12 protein-coding genes and 1 pseudogene are annotated in these 18,352 nt (G+C 51.6%); 4 read left to right on the top strand and 9 right to left on the bottom strand.

Annotation, left to right across the window (positions count from 1 at the left end; translation table 11 throughout):
• Positions 1–244: 244 nt before the first annotated feature.
• The 5 genes and pseudogenes from PLU01S_RS14535 to PLU01S_RS14510 all read right to left on the bottom strand — a co-directional run bounded on the left by PLU01S_RS14535 (position 245) and on the right by PLU01S_RS14510 (position 7,596).
• Positions 245–880: an Imm43 family immunity protein gene (locus PLU01S_RS14535; protein WP_074826138.1), complete on the bottom strand. Its 636-nt coding sequence runs from the start codon at positions 878–880 to the stop codon at positions 245–247.
• Positions 881–1,852 carry an RHS repeat domain-containing protein gene (locus tag PLU01S_RS26190; protein ID WP_483407188.1) on the bottom strand — a complete coding sequence of 324 codons (972 nt, stop codon included), beginning with the start codon at positions 1,850–1,852 and terminating at the stop codon, positions 881–883.
• A 75-nt stretch (positions 1,853–1,927) separates the two neighbouring features.
• Positions 1,928–5,101, bottom strand: coding sequence for a DUF6531 domain-containing protein (locus tag PLU01S_RS14520; protein WP_083397911.1), 3,174 nt, complete (start codon positions 5,099–5,101; stop codon positions 1,928–1,930).
• Between the two features lie 79 nt (positions 5,102–5,180).
• Positions 5,181–5,612, bottom strand: coding sequence for a DcrB-related protein (locus PLU01S_RS14515; protein ID WP_010798997.1), 432 nt, complete (start codon positions 5,610–5,612; stop codon positions 5,181–5,183).
• Positions 5,613–5,632: 20 nt separating this feature from the next.
• Positions 5,633–7,596: pseudogene (locus tag PLU01S_RS14510) on the bottom strand (type VI secretion system Vgr family protein).
• A 398-nt stretch (positions 7,597–7,994) separates the two neighbouring features.
• On the opposite strand from PLU01S_RS14510, the gene PLU01S_RS14505 reads away from it, so the two are divergent.
• Positions 7,995–9,083: an NAD(P)-dependent alcohol dehydrogenase gene (locus tag PLU01S_RS14505; protein WP_074826127.1), complete on the top strand. Its 1,089-nt coding sequence runs from the start codon at positions 7,995–7,997 to the stop codon at positions 9,081–9,083.
• 107 nt (positions 9,084–9,190) lie between these two features.
• Here the strand turns inward: PLU01S_RS14505 and mapR are convergent, their stop codons facing one another.
• Positions 9,191–10,600 carry a GntR family transcriptional regulator MpaR gene (mapR, locus tag PLU01S_RS14500; RefSeq protein WP_074826124.1) on the bottom strand — a complete coding sequence of 470 codons (1,410 nt, stop codon included), beginning with the start codon at positions 10,598–10,600 and terminating at the stop codon, positions 9,191–9,193.
• Positions 10,601–10,721: 121 nt separating this feature from the next.
• Positions 10,722–10,844, bottom strand: coding sequence for a hypothetical protein (locus tag PLU01S_RS26330; RefSeq protein WP_010799001.1), 123 nt, complete (start codon positions 10,842–10,844; stop codon positions 10,722–10,724).
• A gap of 757 nt (positions 10,845–11,601) precedes the next feature.
• Here PLU01S_RS26330 and PLU01S_RS14495 point away from each other — a divergent pair.
• From PLU01S_RS14495 to PLU01S_RS14485, 3 genes are all read left to right on the top strand, one after another.
• Positions 11,602–13,896, top strand: coding sequence for a glycoside hydrolase family 5 protein (locus PLU01S_RS14495; protein WP_233432163.1), 2,295 nt, complete (start codon positions 11,602–11,604; stop codon positions 13,894–13,896).
• A 269-nt stretch (positions 13,897–14,165) separates the two neighbouring features.
• Positions 14,166–15,023 carry an RNA ligase family protein gene (locus PLU01S_RS14490; protein ID WP_010799003.1) on the top strand — a complete coding sequence of 286 codons (858 nt, stop codon included), beginning with the start codon at positions 14,166–14,168 and terminating at the stop codon, positions 15,021–15,023.
• A 16-nt stretch (positions 15,024–15,039) separates the two neighbouring features.
• Positions 15,040–16,179, top strand: coding sequence for an AAA family ATPase (locus PLU01S_RS14485; protein WP_074826120.1), 1,140 nt, complete (start codon positions 15,040–15,042; stop codon positions 16,177–16,179).
• A gap of 3 nt (positions 16,180–16,182) precedes the next feature.
• Here the strand turns inward: PLU01S_RS14485 and PLU01S_RS14480 are convergent, their stop codons facing one another.
• Together PLU01S_RS14480 and PLU01S_RS14475 are read right to left on the bottom strand one after the other, a co-directional pair.
• Positions 16,183–16,968 carry a hypothetical protein gene (locus tag PLU01S_RS14480; RefSeq protein ID WP_074826117.1) on the bottom strand — a complete coding sequence of 262 codons (786 nt, stop codon included), beginning with the start codon at positions 16,966–16,968 and terminating at the stop codon, positions 16,183–16,185.
• A 527-nt stretch (positions 16,969–17,495) separates the two neighbouring features.
• Positions 17,496–18,269, bottom strand: coding sequence for a helix-turn-helix transcriptional regulator (locus tag PLU01S_RS14475; RefSeq protein WP_074826114.1), 774 nt, complete (start codon positions 18,267–18,269; stop codon positions 17,496–17,498).
• Between the last annotated feature and the right edge of the window lie 83 nt (positions 18,270–18,352).

Genomic DNA, 18,352 nt, shown 5'->3' with positions numbered 1-18,352 from the left:
AAACGCGACTTTTCAGACAAACCCTAGTCTAGCGAGCGTAGCTGCCTGCCATGCTTTATATAGGATCCAATTGGCTGGTCTCGCGACCTACTAAACTCAACTGCAGCTATAGTCACCGGATACGTGAGCAATCGGTTACCGCTACAGTGATCTCTGGATCTTAAAAATTAAACAACAGTTGAAGGTTAAATTAAGGATACTTATATTTAATAATGATAAAAATAATGCCAGAGCACATGATCGATCAGAGGTCATTTAAGGTGCCCCATATATCGAAAGAATAACTATCATCCAATGTTTCGTAGCTTATTCCAATAATTTTATTTTTTTCTGCTTCTAGTTTGAATCTTTCGCTGACGATGATTTTTAAATTCTCGATGCATCTAAAAAGATCTAGAGAAATATCGCACTTCGGGACAAATTTTTTGATTTCATCATATAGTTCTATGTTTGGCCAAATTTCACTTTTTAAAAAATCTCCGGTTCTATCATCTTTAGAAACAGTATATTCTGAGTATCTCTTATCCATGGCCTCAATGCTTTTTCCTGGTAAAAAGTAAAAATAAGATGAACTTATTTCTTTGCCTTTATTAATTATTTTTAAAGGTATCGCTCTGTAAGGCACCGAAAATTTATTACATATATCTAGGAATCTACTTGATACAATTACTTCAGGGTTTTCATAATAATCGAACCCTATATTTTCAATATTACTCTCAGTTATATCTAGAGTATAAGATTCGTTTATTTTAATTTTTTCTGGTAATGGCTCATAAAGCTGCCACTCCCATTTTTCTGGGGTCCCGATAGACCCAAGCATATAGGGATTTGATAAACCATCAGCTTCATAGTTTAGAATATAAAATTTAGTTTCAATCATCTATAATAATCTCGAGGTCATTTGATCAATTACAAACTTACCAGACTCTAAGCCCTCTCGCGCAAAGCTCTGGATTTTACCTATTCCAAGAGCCAACTGAGTATCGGTTAGTCTCCCAGCTAAGAAGACTCTGTTCAAGTCGGTCAGCTTTCTGTTAACAGCCTCTGTATAAAGTCTATGACTAGACCAATGTCCTGGAAGACCTAAGGTTTTTGCAAGACTCTGGCTTCCAGGTAAAAAGATGCCATTGGGCGCGCCGTCACCATCGAATCCAATTGCTTTAAGCCTGGAAAATAATTTCTCATAAGCTTTGTGCTTCATCAGTTCTTCGGGGATAAGATGGTGATTTGCCATACCATCGCCAGACCTAGCACCCATATTTTGCCCAAGTTTCGTTGAGCACCAGCCTAAAGGGTCTAGCCAGCTTTGCGGATTTTTCCCGTACTGATAGAGATTCTCCCCACCCAACAAACCAATCGGATCCTGCGTTGTAAACCGTCCCACAACCGGATCGTAATAACGAAACGTGTTGTAGTGCAGGCCCGTCTCGGCGTCGCAGTACTGCCCCTGAAACCGTAGGTTTTGCTCGATTTCTCTGGGAGCCAGCGCTTCCAACGCACCCCATGTCTTGTAATAGGCGCGCCATACCATACCGCCGGTATCGTCCGTGACCTCAAGCGGAGTGCCGATCTGGTCGGTATGGAAGTAATAGCGCTTGGGCTTTTGATCAGGCTGGCCCGGATCAGTATCTAACCGGGCAAGTGGGGCGTAGCTGCCTGCTTCGTAGATATACAGGCTATGCAGATCTGTTTTTTGCTCCTGCAGCATGCGCAGGCCTTGCCAGAGGAAGCGGGTGGTTTCGGTCTTGCTCTCTACAGAGACATGCTTGGCAATACGGCGGCCCAGGCCGTCGTATTCGTAAGTGGCCTGGCTGAGCGAGTCATGGCCGCGATAGGTTTCGGCTTTAACCAGGCGGTTTTCGCAGTCGTAGGTAAAACGCTGATAACCATTTGAACTGTGCCGCTCGCTGACGTTACCCCAAGCGTCCTAGGTGAGGCGCAGGTCTTTCCAGGCCTTGAGACGGTTGTCTGGGCTCAAGGCCTGGAGGCTGGTCAGGTTGCCGGCAGGGTCGTAGCCAAAGTCCTCATTACCGAGCTGGGGGTGGTGCGGTTCGCGGCTGCGCAGTTGACCAATGGCATCGTACTTGTAATCCGTAGCGCCACGGTGCTTATCAATCTGCCGCAACAGTTCGCCCGCCTTGCTGTACTCATAGCGACGATGGATGAGCGTGGCGGGATGTTCAGGATGGCCGAGCAGGCTGTTCTTTTGCGCGTTGAGTTGCGAGAGCTGTTCATGCGGCAACTCAATGGCCGCTTGCCAGCGCTTACGGCCAAAGCTGTCGTATCCAAAGCGGCTGGTTAGGCTGCCTTGGGTACGCAAGGTCTCCCTGTGTAGGGCGTCACGCTCGAAGTCGCTGATCAGCAAGCCGTCGAGGTTTAGTTGGTGCAGATGCCCGCTACCGTAATAGAGGTGATTGAGTGTGCGCCCATCCGGCAGGCTAAGCTGAGTAAGGTTGCCTAGCGCATCGTAGGTGTAACCTAGTGCGCCCAAGGCTGACTGCTCTTGTACCAAGCGGCCAGCCTTGTCGTAGCTGAAGCGGAGAGCATCGGGCCGTATGCCCAGCGCTTTACCGTGCTCGCTGGGCTGCCGTTCAATGGCTACGACCCGATCCAGTTCGTCATAGGTGTAATCCAGGCGAGCATCCTGGGTCATTTTGCTGAGTAAACGACCTATGGCGTCGCGCTCAAATTCGCTTGAGCGTGTCTGGCTCTGTCTCGTCTGGTCAGCGGTATGCTCATCCATGCGGACCAGTGCGCCGGATACGTTGTAGCGGAAACGGCGGCGTAGTCCGTCTATACGAATTTCTTCTATCAGGCGATCGGCAGAGTCATAGGCGAAGCGATAGGCCGCCCCGTTCTCGTTTACCAGGGCAGCCAGACGCAGCGCTTGATCGTAGTGGTAACGAACCCGCTGGGCTTTGGCGTCCTTGCGCTCTACGGGTAGGCCGCGAGCATTACGAGTGACGCTTGTTGTACGCTTATCAGCATCAGTATGGGTAAGTAGCTGCCCAAGCGCATTATAGGTATAGGAATCTATACTGCCGTCAGGATGCTCGACCCGGAGGACTTCGCCGTCGGGTTTGCGATGCAGTCGGGTGGTTTGGCCGAGCGCGTCGGTTACTGCCGCAAGATGTAAGTGTTCACTGTAGGCATAGTGGGTGTGGTTGCCTGAGCAGTCCTGATACCGGGTAACTTGGCCAAGGGCGTTCCACCAGTAATAAGTATTGTTGCCTAAGGCATCCGTTACGGTATGGGGTAGGCCATTATCGGCACTAAGATAGCGAGTGATTGCGCCAAGCTCATCCGTCTGAGCCAGCAAGCTACCTGCCTCATCGTATTCCCAGCTAAGTGCGCTGCCATCGGGCCTCGTCAGTGAGGTAAGGAATTCAGTATTGAGATGATAGGTATATACCGTCGAGCGACCGATAGGATCGGTGTCTTTGACTAGTCTTGAAAACTGATCGTACTCGAACGCTAGCGTATTGCTGTCGGGCAGCGTCACACCCGTTATGTTGCCTGACTCATCTAAGCCAATGTGGTATTGCTCACCGCTAAAGTCTTGGGCAAAAGTGACACGACGGCTTTCATCGTAATGAATAATGGCTTTGCGATTTAAGGCATCAATAATGTATGTCGTACGAGCGGTCAGATCATAGCTGAAGCTGTAGCGCTCACCATCACTGGTCCAATGCTCTGCTACTCGCAGGCTGCCGTCTGGGAGTTTGCCCCACCGATAATGACACACCAAACCTAGGGCATTTTCATGCATGACCATGAGGCCGTGGTCATAGCCAAAGCGTCGACTGGTAACGCCATTGCGATTAGTGACGCCAATGAGTTGATCCTGCGCATCGTAAGCATAGCGAACAAGGGTTTCTACCGGCTTGCAATCCTCGATACGCTCTACCCGCACCAAGCGGTTACCCGCTTCGTTGTAGCAGAGATGGATACGTACCATACTCTTTGAGTGGATATCGGTCAGCCGACCTTCTCGATACGTAAGCGCCAGGTAATTACCGTGAGCATCCTCGATGCGTTTGAGCGGAGCGGGCGTGCTATCCTCTGGTAGGTCGCCAAAATAGAGAAATGTACAGTCGAGGGTCTGCAATAGATAATGGCCGCCCTCAGTACAAACGATCGTAAACTGCTCCGCTGGATAAAAGACTCGCTCATTAGGATTTAGTAGTTCGAGCGGAATTTCCCGGCCCTGGTTATCGCTTAAAACCAGACGATCCTTCTCGCGCCTTAGGCTTTGCTCCCAGGGCATTACCCAGCCGCGCCCGAGAATACCCTCACGCTCGATGTCGCTGGCGTAAAAACGTGCCCAATGGATAGGCAGCAGGCCGGGAAGCGTAAAATCGATCTCACTGTCTTCCAGCAATAGTTTACGACCATTTACCGCGTCAACCGGATGGCCAAACAGTGCGCCGAAAGCACGCGTCAATACTGGGGCCGCTACTGCTCGTGTAAACGCTTCGGAAGCAGCAAAGGTGGCTGCAAACTTGAGCGCGCAGGGCATAACGGCTTTCAAGCCATTCTTGGCTGCCATTTTCACAAGGCTGCCTAAACCTCCACCGAGTGCCATCAGAACATCAACTGTGGTACGTAACCATGCTGGTACTTCGTCATCTATAGGCAGATAGGTCTGAGTTTCGGCTCCAACATTTACATTAGGAGAACCCGAGTCAATCGTTGCACCACAGGTGAGTTGATCTCCTTTACGGGCAGCGGGAAAACCGTTGATGAAGACTTTGGCTGAACCTTGGGCAATTTGCGGGGGCTTGCTATGCTTCTCACAGACGCCGGTGTCCGCCTCAACACGCGCAGCCGCTAGACCGTTGATAAAGGTATTGGGCGAGCCGGAAACAATCCCTCCGGCGGGGGTACTCATTGATCGTCCGATCGTTTCGCCGAGCGCAGTCAGTGCTGCTCCGCCAAAGCCAGCCAGTACGCCCGCCATCAGGGCAACACCAAAGCCGCAAGTAGCGGTTGCTACCGCTACTCCTACTACAAGGGCAATACCTATCGCCGCTCCGGCAAGAAAACCGCCTAACGCGCTTGTATGGACGATCTCATCGTCAATGCGAGCGGCTTCGTACATTTGACTTCTCCCTGTCACACGGATTGTCTTTCGCCGTGCGAAGTAAACCTGATGATGCTTATTGATTCCGCTTCACGAGTTAACGAGACGGAATAAAATTACTTAAAAGCTCTACCCACAGTGCATCCTGTTCTGATGTAAACGGTGCTTGTCCGCTGGCGGTAAAAACAAGAACGCGCTCGGGTGCCATTGGAAAAGCAGCCTGACGCTGATATACGTCTTTGCCGCTTGCCTTGTACCGAGAATCAATTTGGATACCCTGAATGGGGACGTTCATGGATAGCTGCGCCAGCTTTCTGTCCAAAGGTTTGTACTTGGCAAGTTTTGCGGCGATCAGCTCAACCTGTCGGTCAATATAATCATCAAGGGCCTCGTCCGAGGGTTTGGTATCTCGGGAAACCGTAAGGCTGAACGGAAAGGGGGCCGTGTCTCCCGGAACGAATACATTGATGGTGCGATCCTGAAAGCCAGCAGGTAGTTTTAAAATACCTTCGTTGATCTTATAGCTCATGAGATTTCTCGAAATTTGGATTACTGGGAGGCAGAGCCTGAGCCATTCGTACCTGATGAAGGGTGGAATACAGCATTGATCTGAGCATCGATTGAGGCCTTCACTCCTTGCCCCTCCGGTGAGGCTCCTGCCTTACCACCCGGCACATTGATGTCGAGAGTGCCACCAGTGTTTATCTGGCCTGCGCCGCTGGCGCTGATATTGAATTCAACACAGGAAATATTAACGAGGCCGTTGGCGTACATCTCGAACACGCTTTTGCCACAAACAAGGCGAATACCTTCACCTGCCTCAATGAGATACGTTGAGCTGACGCTATCCACCTTCGAACCGCCTACCAGCAGCTGGTCATCTACCTTGACGATACGCATGCGGTTCTGACCAATGACTGCCGTTTCGTCCTGACCAATGGTTTTGATTCGGTCAACCCCTACGGAGTGGGTTTCACAATTGCCCACTTCAATGTCCATGTCGCGCTGACCGTGTACGTAGATCTGCTCCGCACCGGCTTTATCTTCGATTCGCAGCTCATTGAAACCGTTGCCGCCAGGAGTGCTTCTGGTCTTGAAGACTGTCCGGCTCTTGTTGGCGGGCAGGTTGTACGGCACCAGGTTTGCGGCGTGATGCAGGCAGCCTGTAATGAGCGGCTGGTCCGGGTCACCTTCCAGAAAGGTTACCAGCACTTCCATGCCGATTCGGGGAATCGTGACGGCACCATAGCCTTCATGAGCCCAGTTGCTGGCAACACGCAGCCAGCAACTGCTGTGCTCGTTCATCTGGTCCAATCGATCCCAATGGAATTCCACGCGGACGCGACCATATTGATCGCAGTAGATTTCTTCTCCAGCCGGCCGGTGACAATAGCGGTCTGGCTACCCAGGATTTTTGACTTAGGGTGCTTTAAGGGAGGTCTAAAGATCGTGTCCCAGGGCACTGCCGTAAAGAGGTTTCGGTAGCCTTGCTGGAAGCCATCCTTGTCATCTACGTGCGAGGAAATGGACTCTTCGAGTACCTGGGGTTGTTTGCCTTCGTGTGTCAGCTCAATGAGTAGCCACAAGTCATTCCACTCACTGCGTGGGTGCTCGGTCAAGGGCATGAAGTGGCCGGAGACAAGTGTCGGTAGGTCACTCTTACCGCGGGCGATCTGGTAATCCGAGCGATGCCTTTCCAAGGCACGCTGGCTTAACTGCTTGCCGCGGGCACGGTCCATGAACGCGCCAGGGTAGTCATAACCTTCCAGCTCTGGCGCCGCCTCGCCAGTCTGGGAAGCCTCCATGGTGAGCTTGGGTTTTTCAAAGTTATAGTCCCGGCGGCTGACCTTGGATGTCCGTGTTTCAACCTGGACTGCAAACTTTCGTATGACCTGATGGTCCGCAACCAGTCCCGTATCCTGTTGGAAGAGCGCAGGGTTCAGCTTGGGGAAGCAAGTCTGATCATCACCAAAGACCATAATGTGCTCAGTCTGGGCATGCTCAAAGTGGTAATGAATACCTTCTTCTTCACAAAGCCGATTGATGAAATGCAGATCAGTCTCATCGTACTGAACACAGTATTCACGCTCTGGGTAAGCCGAGCCCAATTGGAAGCGAAAGGCATTGGATAGGATGCCATGCTCTTTCAGAACGGTAGCGATGATGTCCGGCACGTTAAGGTGCTGGAAGATACGCTGGTTATGCCGATGGCAGAGATAATAAACGCGTGGCACGAGCGTGACACGGTAGCGCGTCATGCGTTTACCGGACTCGCCTTGTTCGGCACTGTGGATCAGGCCATTGAAGCCTGTACCTGTCTGATTTAGAGCCAGGAAGGCAGGCTGGTTGAGTAAGGATTCAAGATCGAAGTCGGGTCTTTCGCTGATCAATTCAATATCGAAACGGAAGGCGGTATTCAATGCTTCCCGCCCTGCAAATTCCAGCACCTGAAAATCATGAGAGACGCCGGGAATCTCAAGTATGAACTGGGTTTCGTTGGCTGGGGAGAACATCCTGGTTCCTCTGCTTCCTGCTCGGTATACAAGTCATGTCCAGGCGGGCGGCGTGTCGCTTTTCTGGAAATGCGTAAATTAATCCCATGCGCGGGATTGGCGGTTAGAGATATGGCCGCAGGCTAAACGAAAGCCAGTGGCAGAATCTTGCGCAGTAGCCAGAGATGAGGTGGGTGTTACTCAAAAACACGAACCAGTTCTTACAGGTTTTTTGGCAGGCTTAAGTCGCTTTGGCATTTAGTGGGTTAAGCGGCCTAAGTCAGTGAGGCTCTCTGTGAGAGGTCTGATGGTTATGCTTGTTAAGTTTATGCATAAATGCCATGTTGAATGAAGGTTCAGCGCCGCTTTTATGCTTTGAGTGAGCCGTCTCTGCTCATACATTTACCAGGAGCCCCACAATGAAAATAATGGCCGCGGTTACGCACTCCAAAGGACAGCCTTTTAGTCTTGAGGAGGTTACGCTATCAGGTCCTGCCACCAACGAAGTGCTGATTCGGATCGTTGCGACAGGGGTTTGCCACACTGACGCCGTCGCGCGTGATCTGGGGCTGTCGCCTTATCCTGTAGTCCTTGGTCATGAGGGCGCGGGCATTGTTGAGCAGGTAGGTCGCAATGTAAGCGATCTAGAGGTGGGCGATCACGTGGTCCTTTCTTTTGCACATTGCGGTAAATGCGAAAATTGCCTGACCGGGCATCCTACGGTATGCAGGGTATTCAACGAGCTTAATTTTGGTGGCCGCATGGAGGACCATAGCTGTCGGCTTCGCCAGGGAGATACCGAGCTCTCTTCCTTTTTTGGTCAATCATCCTTTGGCACCTACGTGATTGCCAGCGCACGTAATGTCGTCAAGGTCGATAAGGAAGTGGACCTAGCGTTATTAGGGCCGCTGGGTTGCGGTATTCAGACGGGGAGCGGAACGGTATTTAACCGCCTTCGCCCTGGGTTTGGGGATAGCCTTGCCGTTTACGGCTGTGGTGCTGTGGGGTTGAGCGCGATCATGGCAGCAAAGATTGCAGGGTGTGCTCAGATTTTTGCGGTCGATGTGCATGATAGCCGTCTTCAGCTAGCCAAGGAGCTGGGTGCTACGCATGTGTTCAACGGTAGTCAGGTTGATGTGGTCAGGGAAATCAAGGCTGTCTCTTTGGGCGGTACGCACCATGCGGTTGAAACTACAGGGGTTCCGCCGGTTGTTCGCCAATGCCTGCAGGCGCTGCGGCCATTAGGGCAGGCGGCGATTGTAGGCGTAACCCCCGAGATGACCATTGATGTTCATAACGAGATCATGGCGGAAGGAAAGACCATGATGGGTGTGATTGAAGGTGATGCCGTGCCACGCCTCTTTATTCCCAAGCTAATCGAGTACTACAAGGCGGGGCGCTTTCCGTTCGACAAGCTTGTCAGGTTTTATGATTTCAAGGACATCAATCAGGCATTTGAAGATTCCAAGCAGGGAATCACCGTTAAAGCCGTCCTGAAATGGAATTAATGCCCGGCCAGTTACATTGCTAACGTCTGGCCTGATTGGCCTGTTGCAGTTGAACTTTCAGTTGCAGCAGGCAGAGGCTAAGAGTGGGATAAATGACGCTGGGTTGTTCAGAACGTATCGATCATGCGGCCTAGCGTTTCCATTGCCTTCTCACTCTCAGCCGTCCAGGGATGGCCATAATTCAGCCTTGCACAGTTTCCAAACCGTTGGCTGGCCGAGAAGATAGGGCCGGGAGCAAGGCTGATACCCTGAGCGATGGCCATACGGAGCAACTGAAGCGTATCGACCCGTTCTGGAAATTCAAACCATAGGAAATAACCGCCGATTGGGCGGGTTACGCGGGTTTCGCTCGGAAAGTGCCGTGCGGCTGAGTCCAGCATGGCGCTCTGCTGGGTTTCCAATGCATGGCGCAATTTTCGTAGGTGTCGGTCATAGCCACCATGTTGCAGATAGTCTGCAATGGCCGCTACAGCAGGAACCGAAGGAGAAATGGTCGTCATGAGCTTGAGGCGATCAATGGCCTCGGTGAAGCGTCCGCCAGCAACCCAGCCCACTCGATAACCCGGCGCCAAACATTTCGAAAACGAACCGCAATGCATGACCAGCCCATCATCATCAAAGCTTTTCACGGCTCGTAACGGTTGGTTGGAGAAATTCAATTCGGCATAGACATCGTCTTCAATCAATGGAACCTGATGCTGCTTCAAGAGTGTGTACAGCGCCTGTTTCTTCTCGAAACTCATGCTGGCGCCCAAAGGATTTTGCAGGCTGCTCATGAGCCAGCAAACTTTGATAGGAAGATGAGAGAGGCTGTGCTCCAGCACATCAAGATCAACACCTTCCCGTGGATGAACGGGGATCTCGACAGCCTTCAATTTTAAACGCTCCAATACCTGAAGCGTCGCGTAGAAAGCAGGCGCCTCTATTGCAACCAGGTCGCCTGGGCTTGTTGTACTTTGCAGGCATAAGTTCAAGGCTTCCATCGCCCCGTTGGTAATAACCAACTCCTCAAGCGGGAGACGAGTACCGTTGACCCTATAACGAAGGGCTATTTGACGGCGCAACTCATTGCTGCCTGCCGTCATGTCTGCAATAGCGGCCTGGGTTGAAAGGTGTCTTAATGCGTGGGTCATGCTGCGGGCAAGGCGAGGAAGCGGAAACAATTGTGGACTGGGAAAGGCAGACCCAAATGGAGTGGTCGCAGGGTCCTTGATAGAGTTCAGGATGGAGAAGACCAGTTCGCTGACATCCACCTTAGTGGTTTCAGCCTTGTGACCAGTAATTTCAGGCTCATGCAGCGGGCGCTTGGCATGCTCACGTACGTAATAGCCTGAGCGGGCGCGGGCAATGATCAGCCCTTTATCTTCCAGCAGATAATAAGCCTGAAATACAGTCGAAGGGCTGACCGTGTAGGTACGACTGGCATGACGTACCGATGGGACTTTTTCACCCGCCTTAAGTACACCGGTTCGAATCAGGTTCGCAATTTCGTCAGCAAGTCGCTCGTAACGTTTCATGCTTTTCGCTGCAGCGCTGGTGGTTGATGCCTATACCGTATTGGTGTCTATACGAGCGCTTACGACTTAAAACAGAAGATTGAAAGCGGTTGCGTCGAGACACTGATGGCCTTTCTATGCATTAGCGGTCGTTCTTCTGCACGTCCTTTCTATCTTTGTTTAGCTGTACGCCAGCGTAAAACCCCCATCCCAGTAGAACGAAGGCCAGAAAGCCAAACAGTGACATGAAGAATACGTCGCTCATGATTGAAACCTCTTGCGATAGCAGGGAAGGGTAAGCATTGAGACAGGCATCGTAGCGAATGGATGTGTTTGCTAGAGCAGCTCTCTACCGGCATTACCCATGTGGCTACAGTAGGGCTCTAGGCGTGCGCAAAACAGATTCAGATTCTTAATAAAAAATCGTATCAGATGTTGAGTCACCCTTTTTTGGCATTGTTGCACGCCGCTAGCTGAGTAGTCTCAATACGCGTTGACTCTGGTAGACCGCCTTCAGCTTAGGCTGATTTGTCTTCAAGGCACGACCCTTGTGACAAAAAATGTCACTGCTGGTCCCAAACCGTTACGCTTGGCCAACAGCATTTTGTCAACTCTTTCATGCTTGGTAAGCGTGTAAATTTTATGAATTTTTAAAACTGCTTTCTCTACCCCTAAATTTTGTGAACGTTGTCGAAAGTAATTCGTGTTTCTTTGGAAAAACCTAAAACAACTGTTTCACAAACAGCTGTTTAATACAGAGAAAAATTTTTATAAATTATTGATTTTTAATATATTTTATATGTATTGATAAAAAACAATAGTGTCATATTGATATTGATTTCACTGCTTTTTGAGTGGCACGCTTTTCTCAATCCCCCGGTAGTACAGCCACGCTCGGCCACCAAGCAAGGTAGTTAGTTCTGCCTGAAGACCAAAACGATAACAGTCTTGATACGAGCCTTTTAGGTTCGGCCGTTAAGTGCGCACTTCAGAAATGACACTTTAGGTTTATTGGGGAATTCATGAAAAGCTCAAGCAGGCGTTCCCGTAGTCTGGCTTTCAAAGTAATGAGGCAATGCGCGCTACCATTGGCGGCGTTACTGGTTTCGTCTTCGGCTGTGGCATCGGTCGACCTGGTGGGGCTGAACTTGTCTGGGGCTGGCTTCGCATCACACGTGCTGCCCGGCATCAACGGAACCAATTATATATTTCCGACAGAATCGTACTTCAAGCAGTGGAGTGAGAAGGGCATAAAACTGGTGCGCTTCCCAATTATCTGGGAGCGGCTGCAGCCTACGCTTGGCGGTGCGCTGGACGCTAAGTATGTGCAATTGATCGATAGCACGTTCAGCTATGCAGAAAAGCATAACGTAAAGATCATTCTGGACCTTCATAACTATGCTCGATATCGCGGCCAGATCATTGGAACAAGCGGTGTGCCTTATGCGCGATATCAGGAGATCATGACAAAGATCGCGCAGCGTTGGAGCAGCCAGAAGTCGCTTTATGCCTACGACATCATGAATGAGCCTAATGGTGCGCTGAACTATTGGAACACGGCAGCTCAATACGGCATCAATGGTGTACGTGCGGTTGATACCGTTCGCCCCATTATTGTCGAAGGCAACGGGTGGGCCGAGGCTACGCGCTGGGAGCAGTGGAATAATACGTTGCTCGATCTCAAGGATCCTTCAAATAACCTTATCTTTTCTGCGCACACCTACTTTGATAACAATGCGGGCGGCAATTACGAGTCCGTTGACGTCAGCAAGCTTGACCCCATGTATGGCGTTGAGCGAGTCAAGCCCTTTATCGAATGGCTAAAGAAGCACGGCAAGAAAGGCTACATCGGTGAGTTTGGCATCCCGGACAATGACTCTCGCTGGAATACCATCATGGATAACATGCTGGCATATCTGGCGCAGAATTGTATTCCGGCCACCTATTGGGCGGCAGGTCCGGGCTGGGGTAACTATTTCATGTCTGTGGAGCCTATAAATGGTGTTGAGCGTCCTCAATGGACAACTCTCAAAAAGTACGTCAATAACACCAGATGCACTGCGTTTGGACCTATAAACGGTACTGACGCAACAGCACCAAGCCAACCCGCTAAACCGGCTCAGCCAGCAGTTCCTGCGCAGCCTGCTACTCCATCAAAGCCTGCCACTCCTGCGCCGAGTAAGCCTGTTACGACAACACCTGCTACACCGAGTCAACCCGTGACTGCACCTGCTACACCAGCAGTGCCTGCCATGCCAGCAAAACCAGCGACTCCTGCACCTGTACCTGCACAGCCCGCTACGCCTAGCCAACCGGCAAAACCTGTCGTGCAACCGGTAACGCCTTTCACCCGCAGCGGGATAGATCTGGTCGGCTTGAATTTGTCAGGCGCAGCGTTTGCTCCACACGTCGTACCCGGCAAAAACGGTGTTGACTACCTGTATCCCACAGAGGCGGATTTCAAGCAGTGGAATCAGAAAGGGATCCGTCTGATCCGCTTTCCTATTCTATGGGAGCGTATACAGCCTAAGCTCAGCACAATGCTTGATCCCAACCAGGTTGGCTTGATCCAGACCACTATGAACCTGGCCCAGAAATACAACATCAAGGTTATCCTGGATGTGCATAACAATGGGCGCTACAACGGCAATATCATTGGGGCGGGGCAGGTTACCTACACCCATTTCTGGGACCTGATGTACCGAATTGCTTACCGCTGGGCCAGCCATCCTGCCCTGTATGGGTATGACATCATGGCCAAGCCGCATGACATGGATAGTTACTGGCTCAAGGCTGCCCAGTCTGGAATCGATGGCGTACGAACGGTGGATCATACTCACCCGGTGATTGTGGAAGGTAATGCCTGGTCCAATGCATCGCTATGGCCCTATTACAATGACAGTCTGCTCAGCCTCAAGGACTCGGCCAATAACATCATCTTTGCAGCGCACGTCTATCTGGACAAGGACGGCAGCGGTACTTATAGCCCGGAAGATACCAGCCAGCTCAACGCGATGCTGGGCGTCAATCGTGCAAAGCCTTTCGTGGATTGGCTGAAAAAGAACGGGAAGAAGGGCTATATCGCTGAATTTGGCGTGCCAGGTGACGATGCTCGCTGGCTGCCACTGATGGATAATCTGCTCTCATACCTCCAGCAGAACTGTATTCCTGCCACGTACTGGGCGGCTGGTCCGGGCTGGGGTAGCTACAAGCTTTCAGTAGAACCCTTGAATGGCCAGGATCGTCCTCAGTGGGCCACGCTGCAAAAGTATGTACAGAGTTCTAACAGCTGTACGGCAGTAGGACCCGCTAAGTAACGCCATGACGGAAAAGCCGCCTTCGGGCGGCTTTTTATGAGGTTTGATGTACGTCGCGAATGATCGATTCCGGTTTGACAGCACGGGCGGGAGTAAGGATTAATTCGCGCCCTTCGTTTAACCCTCCTTTCTAAAGTGGTGAAGCCAGTGCCCTGCATCAACCTTTACATCTGATCCGACAACGGTCCCGGTAAGCGGTTGGTCTGCGCGTAGCTGTCATCTATCGTTCCTGAGCGTTGTCGGTTTTCCCTGTTTGATTGGAGAAGACCATGACTCTCGACCCGCGCGTCTATGCGCAATTACATGAATTATTTAAATACCCGCGAACGCCTCACCTGGAGTCGTCGCGCCTGCAACCGGGTGACTGCGATCATGACCAGGTAAAGCTAAGCACGCTGAAAGATCAATTCATCGTGGTGGAGGAAAAGCTTGATGGCGCTAATGCGGCAATCAGCTTTTCCGCTAATGCTGAACTCCTGCTTCAGTCACGTGGGCACTACCTTATCGGGGGCTCACGGGAGAAGCAGTTCAACCTGTTCAAGCAATGGGCACGCGTCCATGAACTGTTTCTGCTTGAGAGACTTGAAGATCGCTACGTGATGTTTGGCGAGGTCATGAGCAAGAAGCATTCGGTTTTCTACGATCAGTTGCCGGGTGTCTTTTTCGAGTTCGACATCTGGGATCGTCGTAGGCAGATCTTTCTGTCAACCGCTGAGCGCCGCGTGTTGTTAGCCGGCGGGCCTGTCCTGTCTGTACCTGTGTTGTATGAGGGTCCTGCGCCTGTAAGGCTCAAAGACCTGCTGGCACTGGTTGGCAAGTCCTGGGCCCGAACCGATCGGTGGAGAGAGCGGTTCGAAGATACAGTGCGGCGTGAAGGGCTAGACCTGAGTAAGGCATGGTCTCAATGCGATACCTCTGATCTGATGGAAGGGCTTTACCTGAAAGTCGAGACAGCCTGCGAAACAGTCGCACGGATGAAGTGGGTCAGGCCAGACTTCGTGCAGACCATTCTGGACGCCAATGAGCATCACTTGCGTCAGCCCTACATTCCCAATGAGCTTGCGCCCGATGTTGATCTCTATGCACCAGTACCTATCGTGACGTGGGAATGTTTGAACAAACAATAACAAGGAGAAATGGAATATGGATTTTCAAACACTTGAGCGCCTGGTTGCTGCACCAGGCCAGCAGCCCGACTTCAAGGGGTGCGTAGAAGCAATACCGGCACTGACTCGGTTGGCAAGTACGCCGCAGGAGCCTGCCTATCATGGCGAAGGCGATGTCTGGACCCATACCTGTATGGTGGTTGAAGCCATGGTAGGTGGAAGTGCCTATGAACGCGCAAGTGCTAAAGAGCGTTTCGTACTGTTCTACTCGGCACTTTTGCACGACATTGCCAAGCCGGACACTACTGTTATAGATGAGGTCACTGGGCGTATCGGCCAACCGGGACACTCTCGTCGTGGTTCAATTGATGCCCGCATATTGCTCTGGAAGGCAGGCGTGCCATTCTCGTTGCGAGAAACCATTTGCCGAATCATCAGTGTGCATCAGGTGCCGTTCTGGGCGTTGAGCGGTGATCGCTCAGGACATTCTCCAGAGTTTCTGGCACATCGCCTGTCCTGGGAGCTACCGCTCTGGATGTTGATCGCTATGGCCATCGCGGATATGGAAGGGCGTATCTACCCGAACAAGCAGCACGTATTGGATGATATCGTGTTGTTTCAACAGCTGGCGGAGGAAGAAAGCTGCCTGTATTCAGCCAAGGCTTTTCCTGATGATTACACGCGGATGAGCTATTTTCGCGGTGCCCGTATTCATCCGGCGTTCAGTCATTATCGGGAGCAGAAGGGCTCCGATGTGGTAGTCATGGCGGGTCTGCCTGCCAGTGGCAAGAACACATGGGTCGCAGAAAACCTGCCAGGGCTGCCGGTCGTTTCTTACGATGATGCACGGGACGCACTGGGGCTTGCCCATGGCAAGAACGAAGGGGCCGTCGCTCATTATGCGGTGGATACCGCCAAGGCACTGTTACGCAGAAAAGAGGCTTTTGTCTGGAACGCAACGCATCTGTCCGGCCAAATGCGCAAGAAGACCCTGGATTTGCTCTACCAATATAACGCCTCAATACGAATCGTTTATCTTGAGCAGCCGGAGCGGGTCATTCTTGAGCGTAACGCCAGGCGAAACACGTCATTGCGAAATCAGGATATCCAGCGGATGCTCTGCCGGTGGGAAGTACCGCTGCCGAGCGAGGCGGACTGTGTCGAATATCTGGCCTAACGCTCACACCTCGCTCTTGTCGTAGAGCGGCTTCTTTTTCCATTCGTTGCCCTCTTCAGGCTCAGGTGCCTTTTCTTCAACAGGAGGCGCCTTGAGTTGCTGTTCGGCCTGGGTCTGTTTCTCGATGGCATTCTCAGCGGTCTCTATACCGCTCTCAAAAGCTTCGCGCTGGGCTTGAAACGCCATTTGATCAGATTGGTTGCGAATATATTGAAGGCCACGTTCATAAGCGCGCTTTGCCAGGCGGGGCTGGTCTGACTCAAGCGCTTGGGTGGCCATGTTATCGAACATTTCGATATTGCTGAGCGCAAGCCAATATCTGACTGACTTGAACCAGCCGGAAGCATCCGCCTTGGTAAGCAGGCCATCCTGTACGGCGCGGTGAACCTGACTATTAAGGGTTTCCAGCTGAAAGCTCACCTCTTTGAAGGCCGCCTCGCTTGACAGAGGGCATGGTTGATTCTCGATCGAAATGTCCAAACCGAGTTTTTCCTGCTCCTGCAGGAGGGACTCGCGCTCCGTCAGGGCTTCGGTAGGTTTTTCCAGGCGGCCGATGCGCTGAATAAGGTTGAGTTCTAGTCTGACCAGAAGCTGTTTGAGTTCAGGTGTCATGAACTGGGCTGGAAAGGTTTCCGACAAGGTGCCGATACGGTAAATCCGGTCATTCAGGTCTGCTCGCAGACGAGCCTTATCCAGTTGATAACGGTCTGCAACCTGGTCCACATAGGCCATGAATAAAAATAAAAGGATGCAGCTGACAAACATCAGCGCCAGTGCTGAGGTGGACATGTGTCGTTATACCTTCTGTTCGAGCAGGCCTTTCCAAGACCTGAATGCCTCTAGTGAGAATGTGCGCCCGGAAACTTCAACCCGAGTGCAGTGCCTTCCTGGCGTCTCATGGTTTGCCAGTTGGAGGCTTTCATTAGAAGGCTATCGGTATAGCGTTGGTTTTCTTGAGGAAAATAAATAGAAAAAAGAGTGAGCTGTCTGAGGCATGCCAGAGCCCTTTGGCACACCGTTGATTGAAACAGACCGGAGCAGGGCGAAACGAGCCGGTCACGTGCTCGGCTGAGTACAATCAATCCTCCTGCTTACGTTTATTGACCCCCTAATACCCTCTGCAAAAACCCTATTCAGGCTGATACGACTTCGACGTTTAAAAGCGCCGAAGGCACATATCAATAGCAATTCTGCCTGGAGTAACCTTGGGTGGAGAATACGTACAGGTCTCCAGAATTACGACGTCTGTCTTAATTCCTGCCGGTTGTTGATGAGGCTCAGCATTGCCAGCACGGTAGCTACCCAGCCGGTATACATCAGTTGATTTGAAAGAACACCGCGAACAGCTCGGATTGGGATTTGATGTTGAGCTTGGTATAGATATGTTTTCGATGGACCTTGACGGTCTCGACAGAAATATCCAGCTTCCGCGCAATTTCCTTGCCGGAGCAGCCACTCAGTACGAGGCGTGCAACGTCCATCTCACGGGTGGTCAACGGCATTTCGCTGCGTTGGCTGGTTGTCTCCAGCCGGTGTTGCCACGCTGGAACAGAGGGCGTAGTGGAACCTTGCTCGAAGCGTAGGCGCTGACGCATGAGACCCATTATCCAGGGTTGAATCAGACCGAGCAGGGCTATCTGGTCAGGTTTGAAACGCTGGCGCGAGCCAAGGGACAGGCAAAGCGTCTGATCAGCATCGATCTGGCAGTTGATCTGGATTTCGTCAGCGACCACGTTCAACCGAAAGTACAGACGATAATAATCGGTTTGCTCAAAACATTCTGGTGCGACGTCGTCAAGCCGAACCAGGCCATTGTGGGCTCGCTCACGAGAGGCGATGTAGAACGGGTCCAGAAGATACAGGCCGTTGATGTAGTCCTGAAACAGCGGATCAGGTCCGCCATCACTGGTCGGACTTTCTGCCAGTACAACGGGCCTGCCAGCACTGAAAAGCAGTGCTACCCAGCTGTCGAAGGGCAGATAGCGCGCCAGTAATCGTACCAGCCTGATCCAGAAGTTGGGCGCATCGAGCGCATCAATCAGTTGACCAACCGACTGATGCCAGGCGATATCCTTTAGTTCCATACCCATGCCTACCTCAAAAGGGTTAACCCACCGGCGTGATTATCATGCCAAACCGTGGGCACCATACTGCCAAACCAATGTGTTCGATA

Source organism: Pseudomonas luteola NBRC 103146 (assembly GCF_002091675.1).
GTDB classification, from domain to species: domain Bacteria; phylum Pseudomonadota; class Gammaproteobacteria; order Pseudomonadales; family Pseudomonadaceae; genus Chryseomonas; species Chryseomonas luteola.
This window is presented reverse-complemented; position numbering and strand designations above follow the sequence as displayed.

Excerpts from the sequence above, each read along its gene's own strand:
- PLU01S_RS14535 (WP_074826138.1), bottom strand. The coding sequence starts at position 880 with ATGATTGAAACTAAATTTTATATTCTAAACTATGAAGCTGATGGTTTA.
- PLU01S_RS14520 (WP_083397911.1), bottom strand. The coding sequence starts at position 5,101 with ATGTACGAAGCCGCTCGCATTGACGATGAGATCGTCCATACAAGCGCG.
- PLU01S_RS14515 (WP_010798997.1), bottom strand. The coding sequence starts at position 5,612 with ATGAGCTATAAGATCAACGAAGGTATTTTAAAACTACCTGCTGGCTTT.
- PLU01S_RS14505 (WP_074826127.1), top strand. The coding sequence starts at position 7,995 with ATGAAAATAATGGCCGCGGTTACGCACTCCAAAGGACAGCCTTTTAGT.
- mapR (WP_074826124.1), bottom strand. The coding sequence starts at position 10,600 with ATGAAACGTTACGAGCGACTTGCTGACGAAATTGCGAACCTGATTCGA.
- PLU01S_RS26330 (WP_010799001.1), bottom strand. The coding sequence starts at position 10,844 with ATGAGCGACGTATTCTTCATGTCACTGTTTGGCTTTCTGGCCTTCGTT.
- PLU01S_RS14495 (WP_233432163.1), top strand. The coding sequence starts at position 11,602 with ATGAAAAGCTCAAGCAGGCGTTCCCGTAGTCTGGCTTTCAAAGTAATG.
- PLU01S_RS14490 (WP_010799003.1), top strand. The coding sequence starts at position 14,166 with ATGACTCTCGACCCGCGCGTCTATGCGCAATTACATGAATTATTTAAA.
- PLU01S_RS14485 (WP_074826120.1), top strand. The coding sequence starts at position 15,040 with ATGGATTTTCAAACACTTGAGCGCCTGGTTGCTGCACCAGGCCAGCAG.
- PLU01S_RS14480 (WP_074826117.1), bottom strand. The coding sequence starts at position 16,968 with ATGTCCACCTCAGCACTGGCGCTGATGTTTGTCAGCTGCATCCTTTTA.
- PLU01S_RS14475 (WP_074826114.1), bottom strand. The coding sequence starts at position 18,269 with ATGGGTATGGAACTAAAGGATATCGCCTGGCATCAGTCGGTTGGTCAA.